At 35.2% G+C, this 16,382-nt stretch carries 11 protein-coding genes and 2 pseudogenes; 8 read left to right on the top strand and 5 right to left on the bottom strand.

What is annotated here, in order from left to right:
- Nucleotides 1-11 precede the first annotated feature (11 nt).
- Entirely contained in the window at nucleotides 12-566 is a 555-nt protein-coding gene (locus ACFVAD_RS18725; protein WP_386643573.1) for a recombinase family protein, read from the bottom strand.
- A gap of 270 nt (nucleotides 567-836) precedes the next feature.
- On the opposite strand from ACFVAD_RS18725, the gene cadC reads away from it, so the two are divergent.
- The 4 genes from cadC to ACFVAD_RS18705 all read left to right on the top strand — a co-directional run bounded on the left by cadC (nucleotide 837) and on the right by ACFVAD_RS18705 (nucleotide 5,825).
- Nucleotides 837-1,205, top strand: coding sequence for a Cd(II)-sensing metalloregulatory transcriptional repressor CadC (cadC, locus tag ACFVAD_RS18720; protein WP_386643571.1), 369 nt, complete (start codon nucleotides 837-839; stop codon nucleotides 1,203-1,205).
- On the top strand, nucleotides 1,198-3,369 hold the full coding sequence (locus tag ACFVAD_RS18715; RefSeq protein ID WP_386643567.1) for a heavy metal translocating P-type ATPase: 2,172 nt from the start codon (nucleotides 1,198-1,200) through the stop codon (nucleotides 3,367-3,369). The genes cadC and ACFVAD_RS18715 overlap by 8 nt, the downstream gene beginning before the upstream one ends.
- A 235-nt stretch (nucleotides 3,370-3,604) precedes the next feature.
- Nucleotides 3,605-5,023 (top strand): dihydrolipoyl dehydrogenase, encoded by a 1,419-nt coding sequence (gene lpdA, locus ACFVAD_RS18710; protein WP_386643564.1) that lies wholly within the window; start codon nucleotides 3,605-3,607, stop codon nucleotides 5,021-5,023.
- A gap of 127 nt (nucleotides 5,024-5,150) precedes the next feature.
- On the top strand, nucleotides 5,151-5,825 hold the full coding sequence (locus ACFVAD_RS18705; RefSeq protein WP_386643562.1) for a CadD family cadmium resistance transporter: 675 nt from the start codon (nucleotides 5,151-5,153) through the stop codon (nucleotides 5,823-5,825).
- Nucleotides 5,826-5,907: 82 nt separating this feature from the next.
- Here the strand turns inward: ACFVAD_RS18705 and ACFVAD_RS18700 are convergent, their stop codons facing one another.
- Complete coding sequence (locus ACFVAD_RS18700) at nucleotides 5,908-8,868, bottom strand: Tn3 family transposase (RefSeq protein WP_386643560.1); 2,961 nt, start codon at nucleotides 8,866-8,868, stop codon at nucleotides 5,908-5,910.
- A gap of 170 nt (nucleotides 8,869-9,038) precedes the next feature.
- Nucleotides 9,039-9,590: a recombinase family protein gene (locus tag ACFVAD_RS18695; RefSeq protein ID WP_386643557.1), complete on the bottom strand. Its 552-nt coding sequence runs from the start codon at nucleotides 9,588-9,590 to the stop codon at nucleotides 9,039-9,041.
- A gap of 277 nt (nucleotides 9,591-9,867) precedes the next feature.
- Here ACFVAD_RS18695 and ACFVAD_RS18690 point away from each other — a divergent pair, with 277 nt between their 5' ends.
- Nucleotides 9,868-11,256, top strand: a complete 1,389-nt coding sequence (locus ACFVAD_RS18690) for a M1 family metallopeptidase (RefSeq protein WP_386643555.1) — start codon at nucleotides 9,868-9,870, stop codon at nucleotides 11,254-11,256.
- A 690-nt stretch (nucleotides 11,257-11,946) separates the two neighbouring features.
- Here the strand turns inward: ACFVAD_RS18690 and ACFVAD_RS18685 are convergent.
- Nucleotides 11,947-12,811: pseudogene (locus tag ACFVAD_RS18685) on the bottom strand (C39 family peptidase).
- Nucleotides 12,812-12,942: 131 nt separating this feature from the next.
- The gene (gene lspA, locus ACFVAD_RS18680; RefSeq protein WP_386643552.1) at nucleotides 12,943-13,401 is read right to left on the bottom strand and encodes a signal peptidase II; all 459 of its coding nucleotides are present in this window, start codon (nucleotides 13,399-13,401) and stop codon (nucleotides 12,943-12,945) included.
- 517 nt (nucleotides 13,402-13,918) lie between these two features.
- Here lspA and resA point away from each other — a divergent pair.
- The 3 genes and pseudogenes from resA to ACFVAD_RS18665 form a co-directional block, all read left to right on the top strand.
- Nucleotides 13,919-14,446 (top strand): thiol-disulfide oxidoreductase ResA, encoded by a 528-nt coding sequence (gene resA / locus ACFVAD_RS18675; protein ID WP_386643550.1) that lies wholly within the window; start codon nucleotides 13,919-13,921, stop codon nucleotides 14,444-14,446.
- Nucleotides 14,447-14,474: 28 nt separating this feature from the next.
- Nucleotides 14,475-15,182, top strand: coding sequence for a cytochrome c biogenesis CcdA family protein (locus ACFVAD_RS18670; RefSeq protein ID WP_386643547.1), 708 nt, complete (start codon nucleotides 14,475-14,477; stop codon nucleotides 15,180-15,182).
- A 736-nt stretch (nucleotides 15,183-15,918) separates the two neighbouring features.
- Nucleotides 15,919-16,216, top strand: a pseudogene (locus tag ACFVAD_RS18665) (lipid II flippase family protein); the annotation flags it as partial.
- Nucleotides 16,217-16,382 lie beyond the last annotated feature (166 nt).

The raw sequence follows: 16,382 nt of genomic DNA, 5'->3' as shown, positions 1-16,382 counted from the left end.
AATCCAAAGGTTTAAGTTTTTTCCAAAGCTCGATACAAAACTGATTTACTGACACCCGTCATATCCGTAATTTCTTTGATGCTATATTGTTTAGATGAATGTAGTTTTAAAGCACGTTCCACCAACTTAGTATCTTTGGAAGGTCTTCCTCCGTTCCGACCTCTCATTCTTGCAGATTGTAATCCTGATTTTGTACGTTCACTGATAATATCTCGTTCTAATTCAGCGATACTTGCCATTGTTCGGAAGAAAAAACGCCCCATAGCTGTTGAAGTATCAATACTATCTTGTATAGAAATAAAACTGACCTTTTTTTCTTCAAAGGTTTCGGCCAACTCGATAAGGTGCTTTGTGGATCTTGAAATACGGTCCAATTTATAAACCACCACAGAATCGCCTTCACTAATAGCCTTCAGGAGTTGCTCTAATTCTGGGCGTTCTTTTTTCGTTCCGGTCATTTTCTCTTTGTAAATAACAGCTGCGCCTGCTTTATCTAAAGCGTCAATTTGAAGATCTAAATTTTGATCTTGTGTAGAAACACGAGCATATCCAAAAATTTTCCCCATTAAATCCCTCCTATGAAATAATCATTCCCTAATTCGGTTTATAAGTCAATTTTAGGGAGGATGATAAAGGGAATAGTTTAGGGAGTTTTAAACCACAAAAATCAAATTAATTATAGAAGGATTGAGTTTCTCCCTAAAACGTTCGTTAAGGGGAATTATTGTTATAAATAATCATTTTTTGCTTTTCATTCAAATTATCGCTTGAATATTAACCGAGGAAAGGTATATACTATATTCAAGTCAACACTAGAATATTAATGGGGTGATAATGTGAATAAGAAAGATACTTGTGAAATTTTTTGTTATGACGAGGAAAAGGTCAATCGAATACAAGGTAATATAAAAAAAATTGATATTGTTAGTATTGCCAAGATATTAAAGGCCATTGCGGATGAAAATAGGGCAAAGATTACCTATGCTTTGTGTCAAGACGAAGAGTTATGTGTATGTGATATAGCAAATATTATTGGTATTACGGTGGCAAATGCTTCTCATCATTTACGGACCCTTCATAAGCAGGGGGTTGTAAAATATAGGAAAGAAGGAAAACTAGCGTTTTATTCGTTAGACGATGAGCATATTAGACAGATAATGATGATTGCACTAGAACATAAGAAAGAGGTGAAGGTCAATGTCTGATCCAAAGGCAATAACATCTGAGCAAGAAATTAAGGCATATCGTGTACAAGGATTTACTTGCGCAAACTGCGCGGGTAAATTCGAAAAAAATGTAAAACAGCTACCTGGAGTTGAGGATGCGAAAGTAAATTTTGGCGCATCTAAAATTGCTGTGTATGGTAATGCAACGATTGAAGAACTAGAGAAAGCAGGTGCATTTGAGAATCTTAAAGTGACCCCTGAAAAATCTACTCGCCAAGCTTCACAAAAGGTAAAAGAAGATACGACAGAAGATAAAGTGCCGTTTTATAAAAAGCATAGTACTCTACTTTATGCTTCCTTATTGATTGCCTTTGGTTACCTTTCCTCGTATGTGAATGGAGAAGAGAACATTGTTACTACCTTATTGTTTTTAGCATCCATGTTTATCGGAGGATTATCACTTTTTAAAGTTGGTTTGCAAAACTTACTACGTTTTGAATTTGATATGAAAACCCTTATGACAGTGGCTGTTATAGGTGGTGCTATTATTGGAGAATGGGCAGAAGTTGCCATTGTTGTTATTCTCTTTGCAATCAGTGAAGCACTTGAGCGATTCTCTATGGATAGAGCAAGACAATCGATTCGTTCATTAATGGATATCGCTCCTAAAGAGGCACTTGTTAGACGTAATGGACAAGAAATAATGATTCATGTTGATGATATTGCTGTTGGGGATATCATGATTGTAAAACCTGGTCAAAAGATTGCGATGGATGGTGTAGTTGTAAGTGGATACTCTGCCGTTAACCAAGCAGCTATTACAGGTGAATCAGTCCCTATTGAGAAAACGGTGGATGATGAAGTATTTGCAGGTACCTTAAATGAAGAAGGATTACTTGAAGTAAAAATAACGAAACTTGTAGAAGATACAACGATATCTAAAATTATTCATCTTGTAGAGGAAGCACAAGGGGAGCGCGCTCCTTCGCAAGCATTTGTAGATAAATTCGCGAAGTATTACACACCGATTATTATGATCATTGCAGCATTAGTTGCCATAGTCCCACCATTATTCTTTGATCTAAGTTGGGAAACATGGATTTATCAAGGATTAGCTGTTCTTGTTGTTGGTTGTCCTTGTGCGTTGGTCATATCGACTCCTATTTCTATTGTATCAGCAATTGGAAATGCTGCGAAAAAAGGTGTCCTTGTAAAAGGAGGAGTGTATTTAGAAGAAATTGGTGCCTTAAAGGCTATTGCATTTGATAAAACAGGTACCTTAACAAAAGGGGTCCCAGCTGTAACTGATTATAATGTGTTGAACAAACAGATAAATGAAAAAGAATTACTATCTATCATTACTGCATTGGAGTATCGTTCTCAGCATCCTCTTGCTTCAGCCATCATGAAAAAAGCAGAAGAAGAAAACATTACTTATTCTGATGTACAGGTAGAGGATTTCTCTTCTATCACAGGAAAGGGTATAAAGGGTATTGTAAACGGGACGACTTATTATATAGGCAGCCCGAAACTCTTTAAGGAATTATTGACTGCTGATTTCGATAAAGACTTAGAGCAAAATGTTACTACTCTTCAAAATCAAGGTAAGACAGCCATGATTATTGGAACAGAAAAAGAAATTCTTGGAGTTATTGCAGTTGCTGATGAAGTTCGTGAATCAAGTAAGGAAATTATTCAAAAATTACATCAACTTGGAATCAAAAAAACAATTATGCTTACAGGTGATAACAAAGGTACTGCTAATGCTATCGGAGGGCAGGTTGGAGTATCTGATATAGAGGCAGAATTAATGCCACAGGACAAATTAGACTTTATTAAACAGTTGAGATCGGAGTATGGCAACGTAGCTATGGTAGGAGATGGGGTCAATGATGCACCTGCATTGGCGGCCTCAACAGTTGGTATTGCAATGGGTGGAGCTGGTACAGACACAGCCTTAGAAACTGCAGACGTCGCTCTAATGGGAGACGATTTAAGAAAACTTCCATTCACTGTAAAACTGAGCCGAAAAACTCTTAATATAATCAAAGCTAACATTACTTTTGCAATTGTTATTAAGTTTATTGCCTTACTATTGGTTATCCCTGGTTGGTTAACGCTCTGGATTGCCATCCTTTCTGATATGGGCGCAACCCTTTTGGTAGCGCTAAATGGTTTGCGGCTCATGAGAGTGAAAGAATAAAGGGAAAAAGGTTAAAAAGGGCTTTCCAGAAAGATTGGAAAGCCCTTTTCTAAAAAATAAATTTCATTAATAGTGTATCTTCTAAACCTCTAGCCTAATTAAAAATAGAAAGATTGGGTATAAGTAAAACATCTTTTTTTATATTACATATTGGTATAAATATGGAGAAAAAACACTTATATCCTTAATAAAATAATTCTTTTCATTTTTTATAAGATCGAAGGAGGAAACTGAAATGACTGTTGAAGGAAAAAAGGATGTAGATTTGTTAGTTATAGGTGCAGGATCAGGAGGTTATGTCGCTGCCATACGTGCTGCTCAGTTAGGAAAAAAAGTGGTTTTGGTGGATAAAGCAGAATTAGGAGGGGTTTGCCTTAACCGTGGCTGTATACCTTCAAAGGCTCTTATTAGTGCTTCTGAAAGAGTGAAAGACATAAAATATGCCAACTCAATGGGAATAAAGGTTTCTGGTGAAGTAGAAGTAGAAATGCCAGAAGTAGTGAAGTGGAAGGACGGTATAGTGAATAAACTAACGAATGGAGTTCGGACTTTACTGAAAGGCAATGGAGTAGAAGTCCTTAGTGGGGAAGCTTATCTCACTGAACCCTATGTTGCCAAAATCAAAATTGGTAACGAAGAACAATTCTTTTCATACAAAGACTTAATCCTTGCGATCGGTTCATTACCGACTGAGTTAAAAAGTATGCCATTTGATAGAAAAAGAATTATCTCTTCAACTGAAGCATTGATGCTTCAAGAAGTGCCAAAGCATTTAGTTGTAGTAGGTGGTGGTTATATCGGTTTGGAGTTGGGAACTGCTTATGCTAAATTCGGGGCTAAAGTAACAATTCTTGAGGGATCAGATACAATTCTTCCAGGTACGGACCCTATGCTTACAAATGTAGTAAAACGTCATTTAAAGGAACTTGGAATAACAGTTATTACGAATGCTTTAGTCCAAGGCGGAGAAAATACGGGCGATGAAATAAACGTTCAAGTTCAGGTTAATGGAAAGGAAGAGATAGTTAAAGGGGATTATTGCTTAGTTTCCATTGGAAGAAAACCAAACACAGGAAAAATTGGATTGGAAAATATCGGGGTTGAATTAGACCAACGCGGTTTTATTAAGATAAATGATAAATGTCAAACAAATGTTGAACATGTATATGCAATTGGTGACTGTGCTGGTGGTTACCTCCTTGCTCATAAAGCTAGTTATGAAGGTAAGATAGCTGCAGAGGTAATAAGTGGGCTAAAAAGTGTGATTGATTTTCAGGCAATGCCTTTTGTTATTTTCAGCGATCCGGAAGTAGCTTATACCGGTTTAACGGAGAAGGAAGCAAAGGAAGAAGGATATGAAACAGTTTCTAGTCGTTTTCCATTCCAAGCTAACGGCAGAGCTTTATCTGTTTCAGATGCTGATGGTTTTGTCCAAGTTGTGGCGGATAAGGAGACAAATCGGTTGTTAGGTGTTCAAATGGTAGGGCCAGAAGTATCATCTCTTATTGCTGAAGCAGTTTTTGCAATTGAGTCAGGGGCAACTGCAGAAGATCTCAGCCTTACAATTCATGCACACCCAACTTTACCTGAACCACTTATGGAAGCAGCCGAAGGAGTTATGGGACATGCTATTCATATGTTAAATAAAAAATAACTTAAGGGAAATATATAAGCCTAAATTCTAATTCAGTACAATTTGAAATTAGCGACAAATAACTCCCAGCTATAAGTCTTATCAATTAAATTATCGTAATAAAAAATCAGTTAGTGGGTTGATGTAATTGACTTTAATTTTGAACGTTATTTCTGCAATAGGGGCATTTATAGTTACCAATATTGATGATATTTTTGTTTTGATGCTGCTATTCTCACAGGCAAAAGCACAGGTGAAAACGAGTGAAGGTTTAAAAGGTAAGCAGACAGAGAGTAAGCATATATCCCCTAAGGATATAGTTATTGGACAATATCTAGGTTTTGCCTTGTTAGTAGTAGTTAGTCTCTTAGGAACTTTTGGAGTTATGTTAATTCCAGAGAAATGGGTAGGATTACTTGGACTAATTCCAATCTATTTAGGGATTATGTTGTTTATAAAGGGAGAAGATGAGGACGAAAATGCAATTCTTTCAAGTTTAAATTCTGGAAAGTATAATAGTGTCTTTTTAAGTGTAGCATTTATAACATTTGCTAATGGTGGAGATAACATTGGAATATATGTTCCTTTCTTCTCTACTTTAACCATGAACCAATTAGCAGTAACGGTTATTACTTTCTTTATTATGGTGGCAATTTGGTGTTTTATTGGATATCGTTTGGCAGCTTTTAAACATGTCTCTGAAACCTTAGAGAATTACGGTAGGTGGATTATACCCATTGTCTTTATTGGTTTAGGAATCTATATTATGGTGGAGAACGAAACTTTCAGTGCCCTTTTGAGTTTAATAAAGGGGTCCCGGTAGTAAAACGCGGAAAACATACGCTAAGCAAAATTCGACAAGAAAAAAGCCGGATTTCCTACTCTAAGGAATTCGGCCATATTTTTTACAGGGTTAAAGGTCTCAATGCTGTTATGTTTGTTGTTTTGGTAATATCAAAGGAGTATTCTCCAAGAAAATTGATGTGTTCCCAGCCTAATGGTGATATATGCGGCATTAACTCCTCTCTAAATAATCCTTTTTCTTTTAATACTGTTGTTGCTTCAGTTAAATATACTGTGTTCCAAACATTAATTGCATTTATTAAGATATTAAGAGCACTTGCGCGTTGGAGTTGCTCTTGAAGTCCACGCTCTCTTAATTCGCCTCGTTTACCAAAGAATATAGATCGTGCAAGGCCATTCATTGCCTCGCCTTTATTTAGTCCTTTTTGAACTCTACGACGCAAAGCTTCACTCGATATATAATCTAATATATATACGGTTTTTTCTATTCTGCCCATTTCACGAAGGGCAGTTGCTAATTTATTTTGCCGGGAATAGGACCCCAATTTACTCATAATCAGTGAACCAGATACTTTTCCTTCTCTAATTGAATGCGCTAGTCGGAGTACATCATCATAATTATCGTGAATTAACTTTGTATTAATTCGTCCTCGCAAAATGCTTTCGATTTTGGGAAAGTCTCGAGGACTTTCCATGGTATAAAGCTTCGTATCAGAGAGATCCCTTAGCCTTGGGGCAAAACGAAAACCGAGAATATGACTTAATCCGAATACCTGGTCTGTATAACCAGCAGTATCAGTATAGTGCTCTTCAATGACCAAATCAGATTCATGATGCAGTAACCCATCGATTACGTGAATGGCATCTCTGGCATTTGTATTGATGACCTTGGTATAAAAACTTGAAAATTTATCGCTTGTAAACCGATAAAGTGTCGCACCTTTTCCAGTGCCATAATGAGGATTAGCCTCAGCGTGTAAAGAGGATACTCCAACTTGTACTCGCATTCCGTCAGACGATGAGGTTCTTCCGTCTCCCCAATATGATGCTAATGCAAGTTTGTGTTGGAAGTTTACTAGAGTCGCTTGAGCTTTTACCATAGCATCATCATATAATCTCCATTGTGCTGTATTCGCCATTTGATAATAAGAGATTCGTGGTGTAGCTTCAGCCATTTTTGTCAAACCAATATTCGTTCCCATTGCCATAAGCGTGGCCATGAGAATCGACTTTTCATTATCATTCGGAACACGATTAGTAGATGCATGAACAAAAGCCTCATCAAACCCAGTCCAACCGGCAACTTCTATAAGCAAATCGGACAGCTTGACACGAGGTAACATATTATAAAGCGATAAACTATAGGACCTTGCTTCTTCAGGAGTATCTTTTTCTAGGCGATCTACATGGATTTTGGACTTTTTTATATTTATCCCCTCAAGAGAGTCCAAATTGTCTGACATCCAATTGAAACGTTCTGACAGCGCTTGAAGCCTCTCTTCTAAATAACCCTCAGCAGATAAGTTTGTTGCTAATTTATGTCCATCATTATTCTTTGCCTCTTCCCACTCTTTATTTGAAGCTAGATATTCATCGAAATCTTTATGCAATCTACTTCCTATAACGGAAACATCCCCCGAACGAATATGATTTCTTAGTTCACTTAAAGCTGCAATTTCATAATAAGCACGATTTATATTTCCTTCCTCATCATAAACGTGTTTTCCCCATCGTTTAGATAAAAAATCAAGTGGCGCGCCTTCGGGGAGTTTTCGTTTTCCTGAATTATTCATTTCACGAATAGTGCCAATAGCATTCATCAATGGACTAGAAGCTTGATTAGAGCGAAATTCAAGAGCCCTCAATAAAGCAGGAGTATACTTTCTAAGATAGGAAAATCTATTTCCTAATAAATCGATGTAGTCAAAGTCCATGGGTCTTGCTAATTGCTTGGCTTCTTCCACAGAATGAATCATTTTCTCCCAAGGCATAACCTGTTCTATTACGGTAAATGGATCAAGACCTTCTTTTTTTGCTCTAATTAAAGCTGCTCCTAAGTCTATAAAATGAACCACTTTTTCATTCAACGACTTTCCATTACTTTTTTGTAATTCTTCCTGAGCTTTACGACCTTTGGATTGTAAAATCATCATTTGCCTGTCATGAATTTCAATAGCTTGATCAATTAGATTTTGACTTAGGGTAGAGAGGTAGGCAACTAATATGGCATACCTTTTGTTTTCTTTAAACCGTTGCAAAGCCTGGGAGTTATACCTCGCTCCAAGACGAGCAATTTGTAGAAGTTTATTAGGATGAATGGATTCAACATTATATGTAAGTTTCATAGAACGTATATATTCTAATCGTTCGATTACTTTAAGAAAAGCATCGGGAGATGATTGCCCCGGAATTTCTTTAAGCCAGCTTAGTTTGGTTTTAGATCTAGTTACATCGGTATGTAAGATTTCATTGAGTCTTTCAATATTAGTTTCTGTTAGAGGCCGCACTAAATTGTTAAACACTTTTTCTTCTGCTCGAGTTTTTGTTTCCCAAACCAATCTTTCCATAGAAGTCATTCCTGGTAAGATAACTTTCATTTTCCTAAGCTCTTCTATAAGAGTTTGCATTAAGTCCATTGTATTCCCATTCTGCATGGCATATTTTAGTAACAAGCGCGAAACAGTTCGATATTCGCTGGATGAAAAGTTTCTAAAACCATAAACATTCCTAATTTCTTCTAAATGTTCATACCTAGTCGCTTCTCTTGTTGAGTATAAGGTAAAGCAGTCAGGGTCTACTTTAAGTTGTCTTGCAAGATGTTGAAGGACTTTTATTGGAATGGGTTCTACATCGTTTAAGGACCATCCAGGAAAGCGCAGAACACATAACTGAACCGCAAAACCTAAGCGATTATAATCTCTTCTTCTATTTTTTATAAGCTCTAGATCAAAATTGGATAGGGTGAAGTTTGCACCTAATTCTTGTTCACTAATATCCTCTGGAATACGAACCAACTCTATCCTTTGTTCATGGGTTAGTAATTCTCTTCCTCGTAACGACATTACCTACCATCCTTTTTATTAAGATTTTAGCTTATTGTCAACTCAGAGATGTGATTACAATTGCCTAAATTACCTTTTCAATATATCGATAAATTCATCATGTAACAGCATTGCTATAACCAGATCCGAATTAGATAAACAGATACTTTGCCTTCTGTAATACCATAGTTCTATGCGTCTTGTTGTAATTTTCTATAGAGTGTCATCCGAGATATACCGGCTTTTTCAGCTGCTGCTGTTCGACTAAGGCCTTGTTCAATTAAATAAATGGCGTATTGAAATTTTTCTTCATCTGTTTTTGGTCTACCAGGATGTTTCCCCCTTTTTCTTGCAGCCACAATTCCTTCTTTGGTTCGCTCTGACGTTAAATCCCTTTCAAACTGTGCAATGCCAGCAAATATTGTAAATAACATTTTTCCGTGAGCTGTCGTTGTATCAAGCCAAGACTCTTTTAGACTCTTAAGGTGTGCGCCTTTTTTTGAAATCATATCAGTGATTTCAATTAAGTCCTTTGTTGATCTAGACAGTCTAGTTAAATCTGATACGACAACAGTATCGTCAGTCCGTAAAAAATCCAACATGCGGTTAAGTTCAGGACGTTCTCTCTTTGTCCCTGTTACTTTTTCAGAGAATATGCGTTCGCATCCAAATTCCTCTAATTGTTTTTTCTGTCTATCAAAATTTTGATCAACTGTGGAGACACGCATGTAACCAAATTTCATTTATATACACTCCTCTCCAGATTATTGTACCAAAATAGGGAAGTAGAGATAATGTTACAATCTTAATTTGTTACATATTTTTGTTACACTTTATATCTCCGTTAGCCACTTTCAATTCTAATTTTATGTTTTGTAACAAAAATGGTCGTTTTTCTTACAAGTTGAAAAAATGTAAAATATTGAAAACGTTTGTAGAAAGCATTGCCCATATACTAATTAAGGAATATATTAAATAAAGAACCATTTAAGGGATAAATAGTAAAGTGTGGAGGGGTAAATGAAGCTACTAAAATTTGTTTACATAATGTTTTTTTTAACCATTCTAAATGCATGTAGTGATATTGAAGAAACTACTGATGACTTTTTCCCTAAAACAGTTTCACCAGGGAATGAAAGTGAATATCAAATTTCTTTAAAGATGAATGATGATGAAATGTTTTACGTACAAGCATCAATCAGTATAAAAAATATTTCTAAGGATTCTTGGGACACCATACCATTCTATTTTATTCCAAATGTATTCACACACGAAAACTCCCCAGACCTTGAAAAAAATTCAGCTTTAGAACTAACCTATATTGATATTAATGGTGAAAGTGCAGAGTATACTCTAAATAATGACAGCTTGGTTGTTCCTTTAAAAAAATATGTTGAGCCAAATGAATCAGTTAATGTAGAAATTTCTTATTCTTTCTCACTACCAGAAGGCGGTTTTAGATTTAACAAAAATGGCTCTAACTATTACTTAGCACAATGGTATCCAATGATTCCAACTTATAGAAATGGTGCGGGTTGGAATAAAGAGGAATTTAAGTTTAAAGGTGAGTCTTACCATACTCCCTTTAGTACCTTTCATATTGAATATGATATACCTGAAAATTTTACAGTAGTAACTTCAAGTGAAAACGATGAATTCCCGAGTCTTAATAAAGGAACATTAACTGTTGAAAACGAGAAAGAAGTCTTTATTGCTATTTTGGACAATCCATATATAAGTGAGAGTTTTGTAGGTAGTACAAATATAAGAGTCTTTGGACAGAATAGCACAACAAATGACGAAATTCTAAAAGTTGCGTCACAAGCTTTTCAATACTTTCAAGATAAAATTGGTGCTTATCCTGATAAACAACTAGATATAATTTTGGACGATATAGGGATGGAGTATCCAGGCGTAGTAACAGCAGGATCTGTTTATAATAGAGGTAAAGTAAATTTGAGTATACAAAAAAATATAGTTATTCATGAGATAGCACATCAATGGTTTTATAGGATGGTTAGTAGTGATCCATATCATGCCCCTTGGCTTGATGAGGGTATAACACAATTCGCGACTGTTTTGTTTCTTACAGAATATGAAGACTTAGAGTTTAATTTTGTAGAAGCTGACTACTATAAAGAGTTTGATCTACCTGTCAACCTATCACTAGATGATTACAATATACATGACCAGAGTTTTTATTTTTATGATAAGTCTGTAGTGATGTTAGGAAAGTTGTTTCAAGAAGATGGAGGAAAAAAGAGAGCCGAAGATTTTCTGAGTCATTATTTTGAGAATTATAAATACAAAGAGGTTAATACCAAAGAATTTATAAGATTTATTAAATATTACTTGAAGCTAGAGGATGATACTGTTTTTGAGGGTTGGATATTTTTAACGATTTTGTAAATTTAGTAAAAGATAAGACAGCCATTTTTATAACACATAGAATGGCTTCGGCCAGAATTGCAGATAGAATATTTGTAATGAGTAATGGCGAAATAGTAGAGAATGGTACCCATGAAGAACTTATGAATAAAAGAGGGTCCTATTACACTATGTATGAATCACAATCTGCTTGGTACAAGTAATATGATACTACTTACATTACGAAGGTGGAAATAATATAATTCTTTAAAAGCAGAAATGTAGTAAATATCTTTCACTAAAATTAAACAACTGTGTACGTGAGGTCCCTTTATTATAAATTCACCATTTTTCGCATCCCCCCATTCTCCTTTAAATGGGGGGATGCGTCTTTGGAATAACCACCTTATCCTAATCTTGACATTTTCTTATTGCGGATGGTGACATCTTCGCTGGTACTCCACCAAACAACAAGTTATAATCTTTACTTTCCCTTATAATGGGGGCTGGCAGCTTCGGGTACTACCCCTTTATACTGTTACACACCCTTCCTTAGAGTAGGAAATTCAGGTTTTTTCTTGTCGAATTTTCCTTAGCGTATGTTTTCCGCGTTTTGCTACAGGGACCCCATAAATTAAAAAATAATCTTCAAAAGTCCCTCTGGTTAACAGTAGGGACTTTATGTTTTTCTCCTTTTAAATAAATTATTAAACCTACATCTTAACCAATTAACTATTGAATATAAGTAATTGCTTGTCTATCCATTTGCACCCATGCAGCTTCAAAGTCTGCTATTTTGGCCTTTTAATGGATCATTAAAGTAAATATAGCCTTGGTCATATCCTGTCACTAATACAGAGTGCAGCTTATAAGTGATTTCAATCAGACCTGATGGAGTAATCCATGTTTCAAATTTATCTTCTGGTAATTCACTATATAAGGTATTTGTAATAACCCATACTGGCGATCCAAGATTAAGATAATACTTAATCGTACTTAAATCGGTTCCAGTTATATTAATAATTGTTTCGGGTAAATATTTTTCAGCTAATTCCTGTATTGGACCGTGGTACACACCATAGCCAGGTTCAGTTAATGTGTACATGTTTCCAACAAAACCACTATTAGGGTTCCCGAAATACTCCTTATCTCCCTCTTTTCGATAAGGAGTAGAATCTTTTTTAACTATCTTTGCCAAATGCATTTTATCCACTGTAACACCCGCGGAATGGAGCAACATTGCCAGCGATGTAACTTCACATCCTCTTGGTAATTCTGGAAGCTGAGAGATCATTGGCACACTTAGAAGGACACTTTTCTTATATTCTAGCTTTTTTAATGATAGATTATTATGTTTTACTGAATGAAATGTAACTTTAACAGGCTTTAATGTCATGTGATTTTCATCTGAATAGGAAAAAGGATAAAATCCTTCTTCATTTAAAAAGCCATAACTACTTATAAAAAATAAAAGCAAAAATAAAACAGAATAAAGAAAAGCTGCTTTTTTATAAGTTGAAGCAATAAATTTAGATGTTCTTAATTTTGATAAAAGAAGAAAAAGAGTGAGTGAGACCCCTGCTAAAAAAATAAACATATCAAATCTCCTGATGGATTTTAAGTAGATGTCTAAAAGCATCAATTTTTATTCATTAGGGGACTGAATAAACACGGTTTTAATGGTTGAGAGTATCTCTTAAATAAAATACACTTATTATTCATTCTCATTTAAAAGGATTGATTTTTGGATACTTTTGATTCTCTATAAGTACTTATTAGCAGCAAGATAGCCCCACTAACTAGAAAGACATCTGCGGTGTTGAAAATGGGGTAATTTATAAATTGTATATCAAACATATCCGTGACTTCTCCGAAAATTAATCGATCTGTTACATTTCCAGCCGCACCTCCAATAAACAAACCAAGAGCTATACGTGTTAGTTTATCTGTAACCTTCCGGGAATAGAAGATAATCCCGATTATTGCAATAAAAGCAATGCTGATTAGAAAGAATTTTTGTCCCGAAAAAATTCCCCATGCAGCTCCTGCATTACGGTGGGAGGTTAGATGGAAAAAATTATAAATTATAGGTATGGTTTGACCATATTCCATAAAGTTCCTGGTCATATATTTAGCAAGTTGGTCAATTGCTAATGTTATAAGAGCAATCCAATACAAAATTGTCACCTCAATATTATAGAGTTTCTGTAATTATTTGTGAGCATCCTCATTCAAATGAACATTTGGGTAAATTGCATTTCTAGATTAAAATTATTGATGGAAAATGTCAACCCTTCACTTAATCTATGAAATATAAGAAGGCAGAAATAGGGTTTACTAAAATAAGCTAATTCTATGACTTCCCTTCATGAATTACTACTATATTTATAATTTTTAAATCGTATCAATCACTTTTGAAAGTACAAGAGGTATTTCTCGCTTAAGAATAAGCAACTATTGTAATCGTTGTCTTTTTTGTTGATTAATAGTTTTAGTATTAATTTATTGGTTTTCTAAATAAAATACTGAGCAACTTTTAATTGATTAATGGGAACTACTTAATTCTCCGTTATAAGACAGAGTTCTTTTATGAAACTTCTATTATTCAAATAAATATTTGAGTGTTTTGAGCTTTTAAATTATAATAGTAAAATATCAACATTTAAGTGTTGACTTGAATGAAAAAACAAAAAGGAGAAGTTAAATGAAAAATAAAAGAACCAGAACTATTATACGTGTTAGTCTTCTACTTTTTATGGTTTTAGTAGTAGCTTATACTCTTTACCAAAACTTTTTTACTGAAAAAATACGGGTTCAAGCAGGGGAGCAAGCACCTGATTTTGTACTTGAAGATATGAAAGGTAACAATGTTCAACTTTCTGAATTAAAAGGAAAAGGAGTCTTTCTAAATTTTTGGGGTACTTGGTGTAAGCCATGTGAAAAGGAAATGCCTTATATGGAAAGACAGTATAGTCATTATAAAAATCTTGGTGTAGAGATTTTAGCTGTTAATATTGGAGAAAGTGATATTGCTATTGAATCGTTTGTAAAAAAGCATGGTCTTACATTCCCTATTCTTAAAGATAAAGATAAAACGGTAACGGAAGCATACGATATTACCCCCATTCCAACGACATTTTTAATCGATAAGAACGGAAAAGTATTAAAAGTGATAACAGGAGCCATGACAGAAAGGGATATAGTAAACTACATGGAACTCATTAAGCCATAGAATTAATAATCAGTTAGGTGGTATCTTTTTGGAACAACTAAGCTTATTTCTTGCATTTGGTGCAGGTCTTTTATCATTTATTTCGCCTTGTTCACTTCCTTTGTATCCGGCTTTTCTTTCTTATATTACAGGAGTGTCCATAAATGATCTTAAAAAAGAAAAGGGTATTTTAAGAAGGAAAGCTTTTATCCATACCATCCTTTTTTTAGTAGGATTTTCAATCATCTTTTTAGCCTTGGGTCTTTCTACTTCTTTTATTGGGACATTTTTTATGGACTATCAAGATTTGCTAAGACAGCTCGGGGCTATTTTAATGGTGTTTTTTGGTTTATTTCTAACAGGTGCTCTTAAATTCGATTTTCTACTTTCTGATAAGAAAATTCAGTTTCAAAAGAGACCTTCAGGCTACATAGGGTCTATTTTAATTGGGATTGGTTTTGCCGCTGGATGGACTCCTTGTACAGGTCCAATCCTTGCTGGGGTCATTGCATTAGGTGTATCAGACCCAGGAAAAGGACTACTTTACATGGTGTTCTATGTCTTAGGTTTTTCTATTCCATTTCTATTAATGTCTTTATTTATCGAAAAAATGACTTTCCTAAAGAAACACAGTGCAATCTTTATGTCTATAGGAGGCATTTTGATGATTGTAATGGGAGTATTATTGTACTTTAATATGATGACAAAAATTATTGCAGTATTAACAAGTTTGTTCGGTGGATTTACTGGATTTTAGGGGTTCAGAAGCAACAGCCATGACTTTCGAATGCGAAGAAGGTCACTTTCATGTAAATACCGATTGGATCATATTTGAGCCGGTAGATGAAAATTATCAACCTGTATTACCAGGAAAGTAATCTCATTCAGTTCTAATTACAAATCTAGCCAATAGAATTCAGCCCCTTATTCGTTATGAACTGACAGACCGTGTCGCGGTGTCTCCGGAACCATGCAAATGCGGATGACCATTCCCAGTCGTACAAGTTGAAGGGCGAACCGATGACATTTTAAAATTCTCTGCTCCAAACGGACAAGTCGTCAATATCCTGCCCTTGGCTCTGAAAACCATTGTCGAGGAAATAACAGGAGTAAGACGTTTCCAACTGATTCAAACGGCACCGGATCAATTAATAGTACGTATAGAAGTGGACGAGGGTAATCCAAGAGATTAAGTTTGGGAAAATGTTAGAGAAGCCCTTTTAGATTACTTTGCAACACAGGGGCTAACTACCATTTCAATAGAAAAAACTGATGAGTTACCACAAAGGAACCCTAAAAGTGGCAAGTACCAGCATGTTTGGATTGATTATCATGAATAACCAAATGGAAATGTATCTGAATTTATACAGAGAATAAAACGACTAGAATAGTTACTAATAAGCTGATGATTCCTTAGCGTAGGAATCATCGGCTTATTTTATGTCGAAATTTGCTTAGCGTGGGTTTTATGTCAAAATGCTGGTGGTACCCCAAATATGATAATAACAGCAATATATACAATAGGTGTATTAGCAGCACTTTATGCTGCTTTATTAGTTCCTGAAAGAGCATCTACGGCTATTATGGCTTCAGGCTTAATAAACGGAATAGCAACAATACTTTTGGTAATCTTTATTGATCCCAAAATATCTGTCCTCGCAGATGATGTTGTTAATAAAAGGGGAAGTTATAAAAAGCTAAACTTCAAGGCTTTTAGGCACTTTGCTTGCTCAATTCTTGTTTATATGGGGAGCAAAATATATTGCTTGGTTTACAAAATTCATTGTATAAGTGTTATTCAATTATCTGGAGCTATTCTGGAAGATCTGTGTAGCCTTTACCTTAATCAACGATTTTCAGCTATCGGGCGCGCGCGACAAGTTCTGTTATAAACGCTTTCGAGCGTGAAAATACAGGAGGTTTACTAGATTAACTTCAACTTTACAACGGAGGATGG

It is taken from the genome of Sutcliffiella sp. NPDC057660 (assembly GCF_042800035.1).
GTDB lineage: Bacteria > Bacillota > Bacilli > Bacillales > Bacillaceae_I > Sutcliffiella_A.
This window is presented reverse-complemented; position numbering and strand designations above follow the sequence as displayed.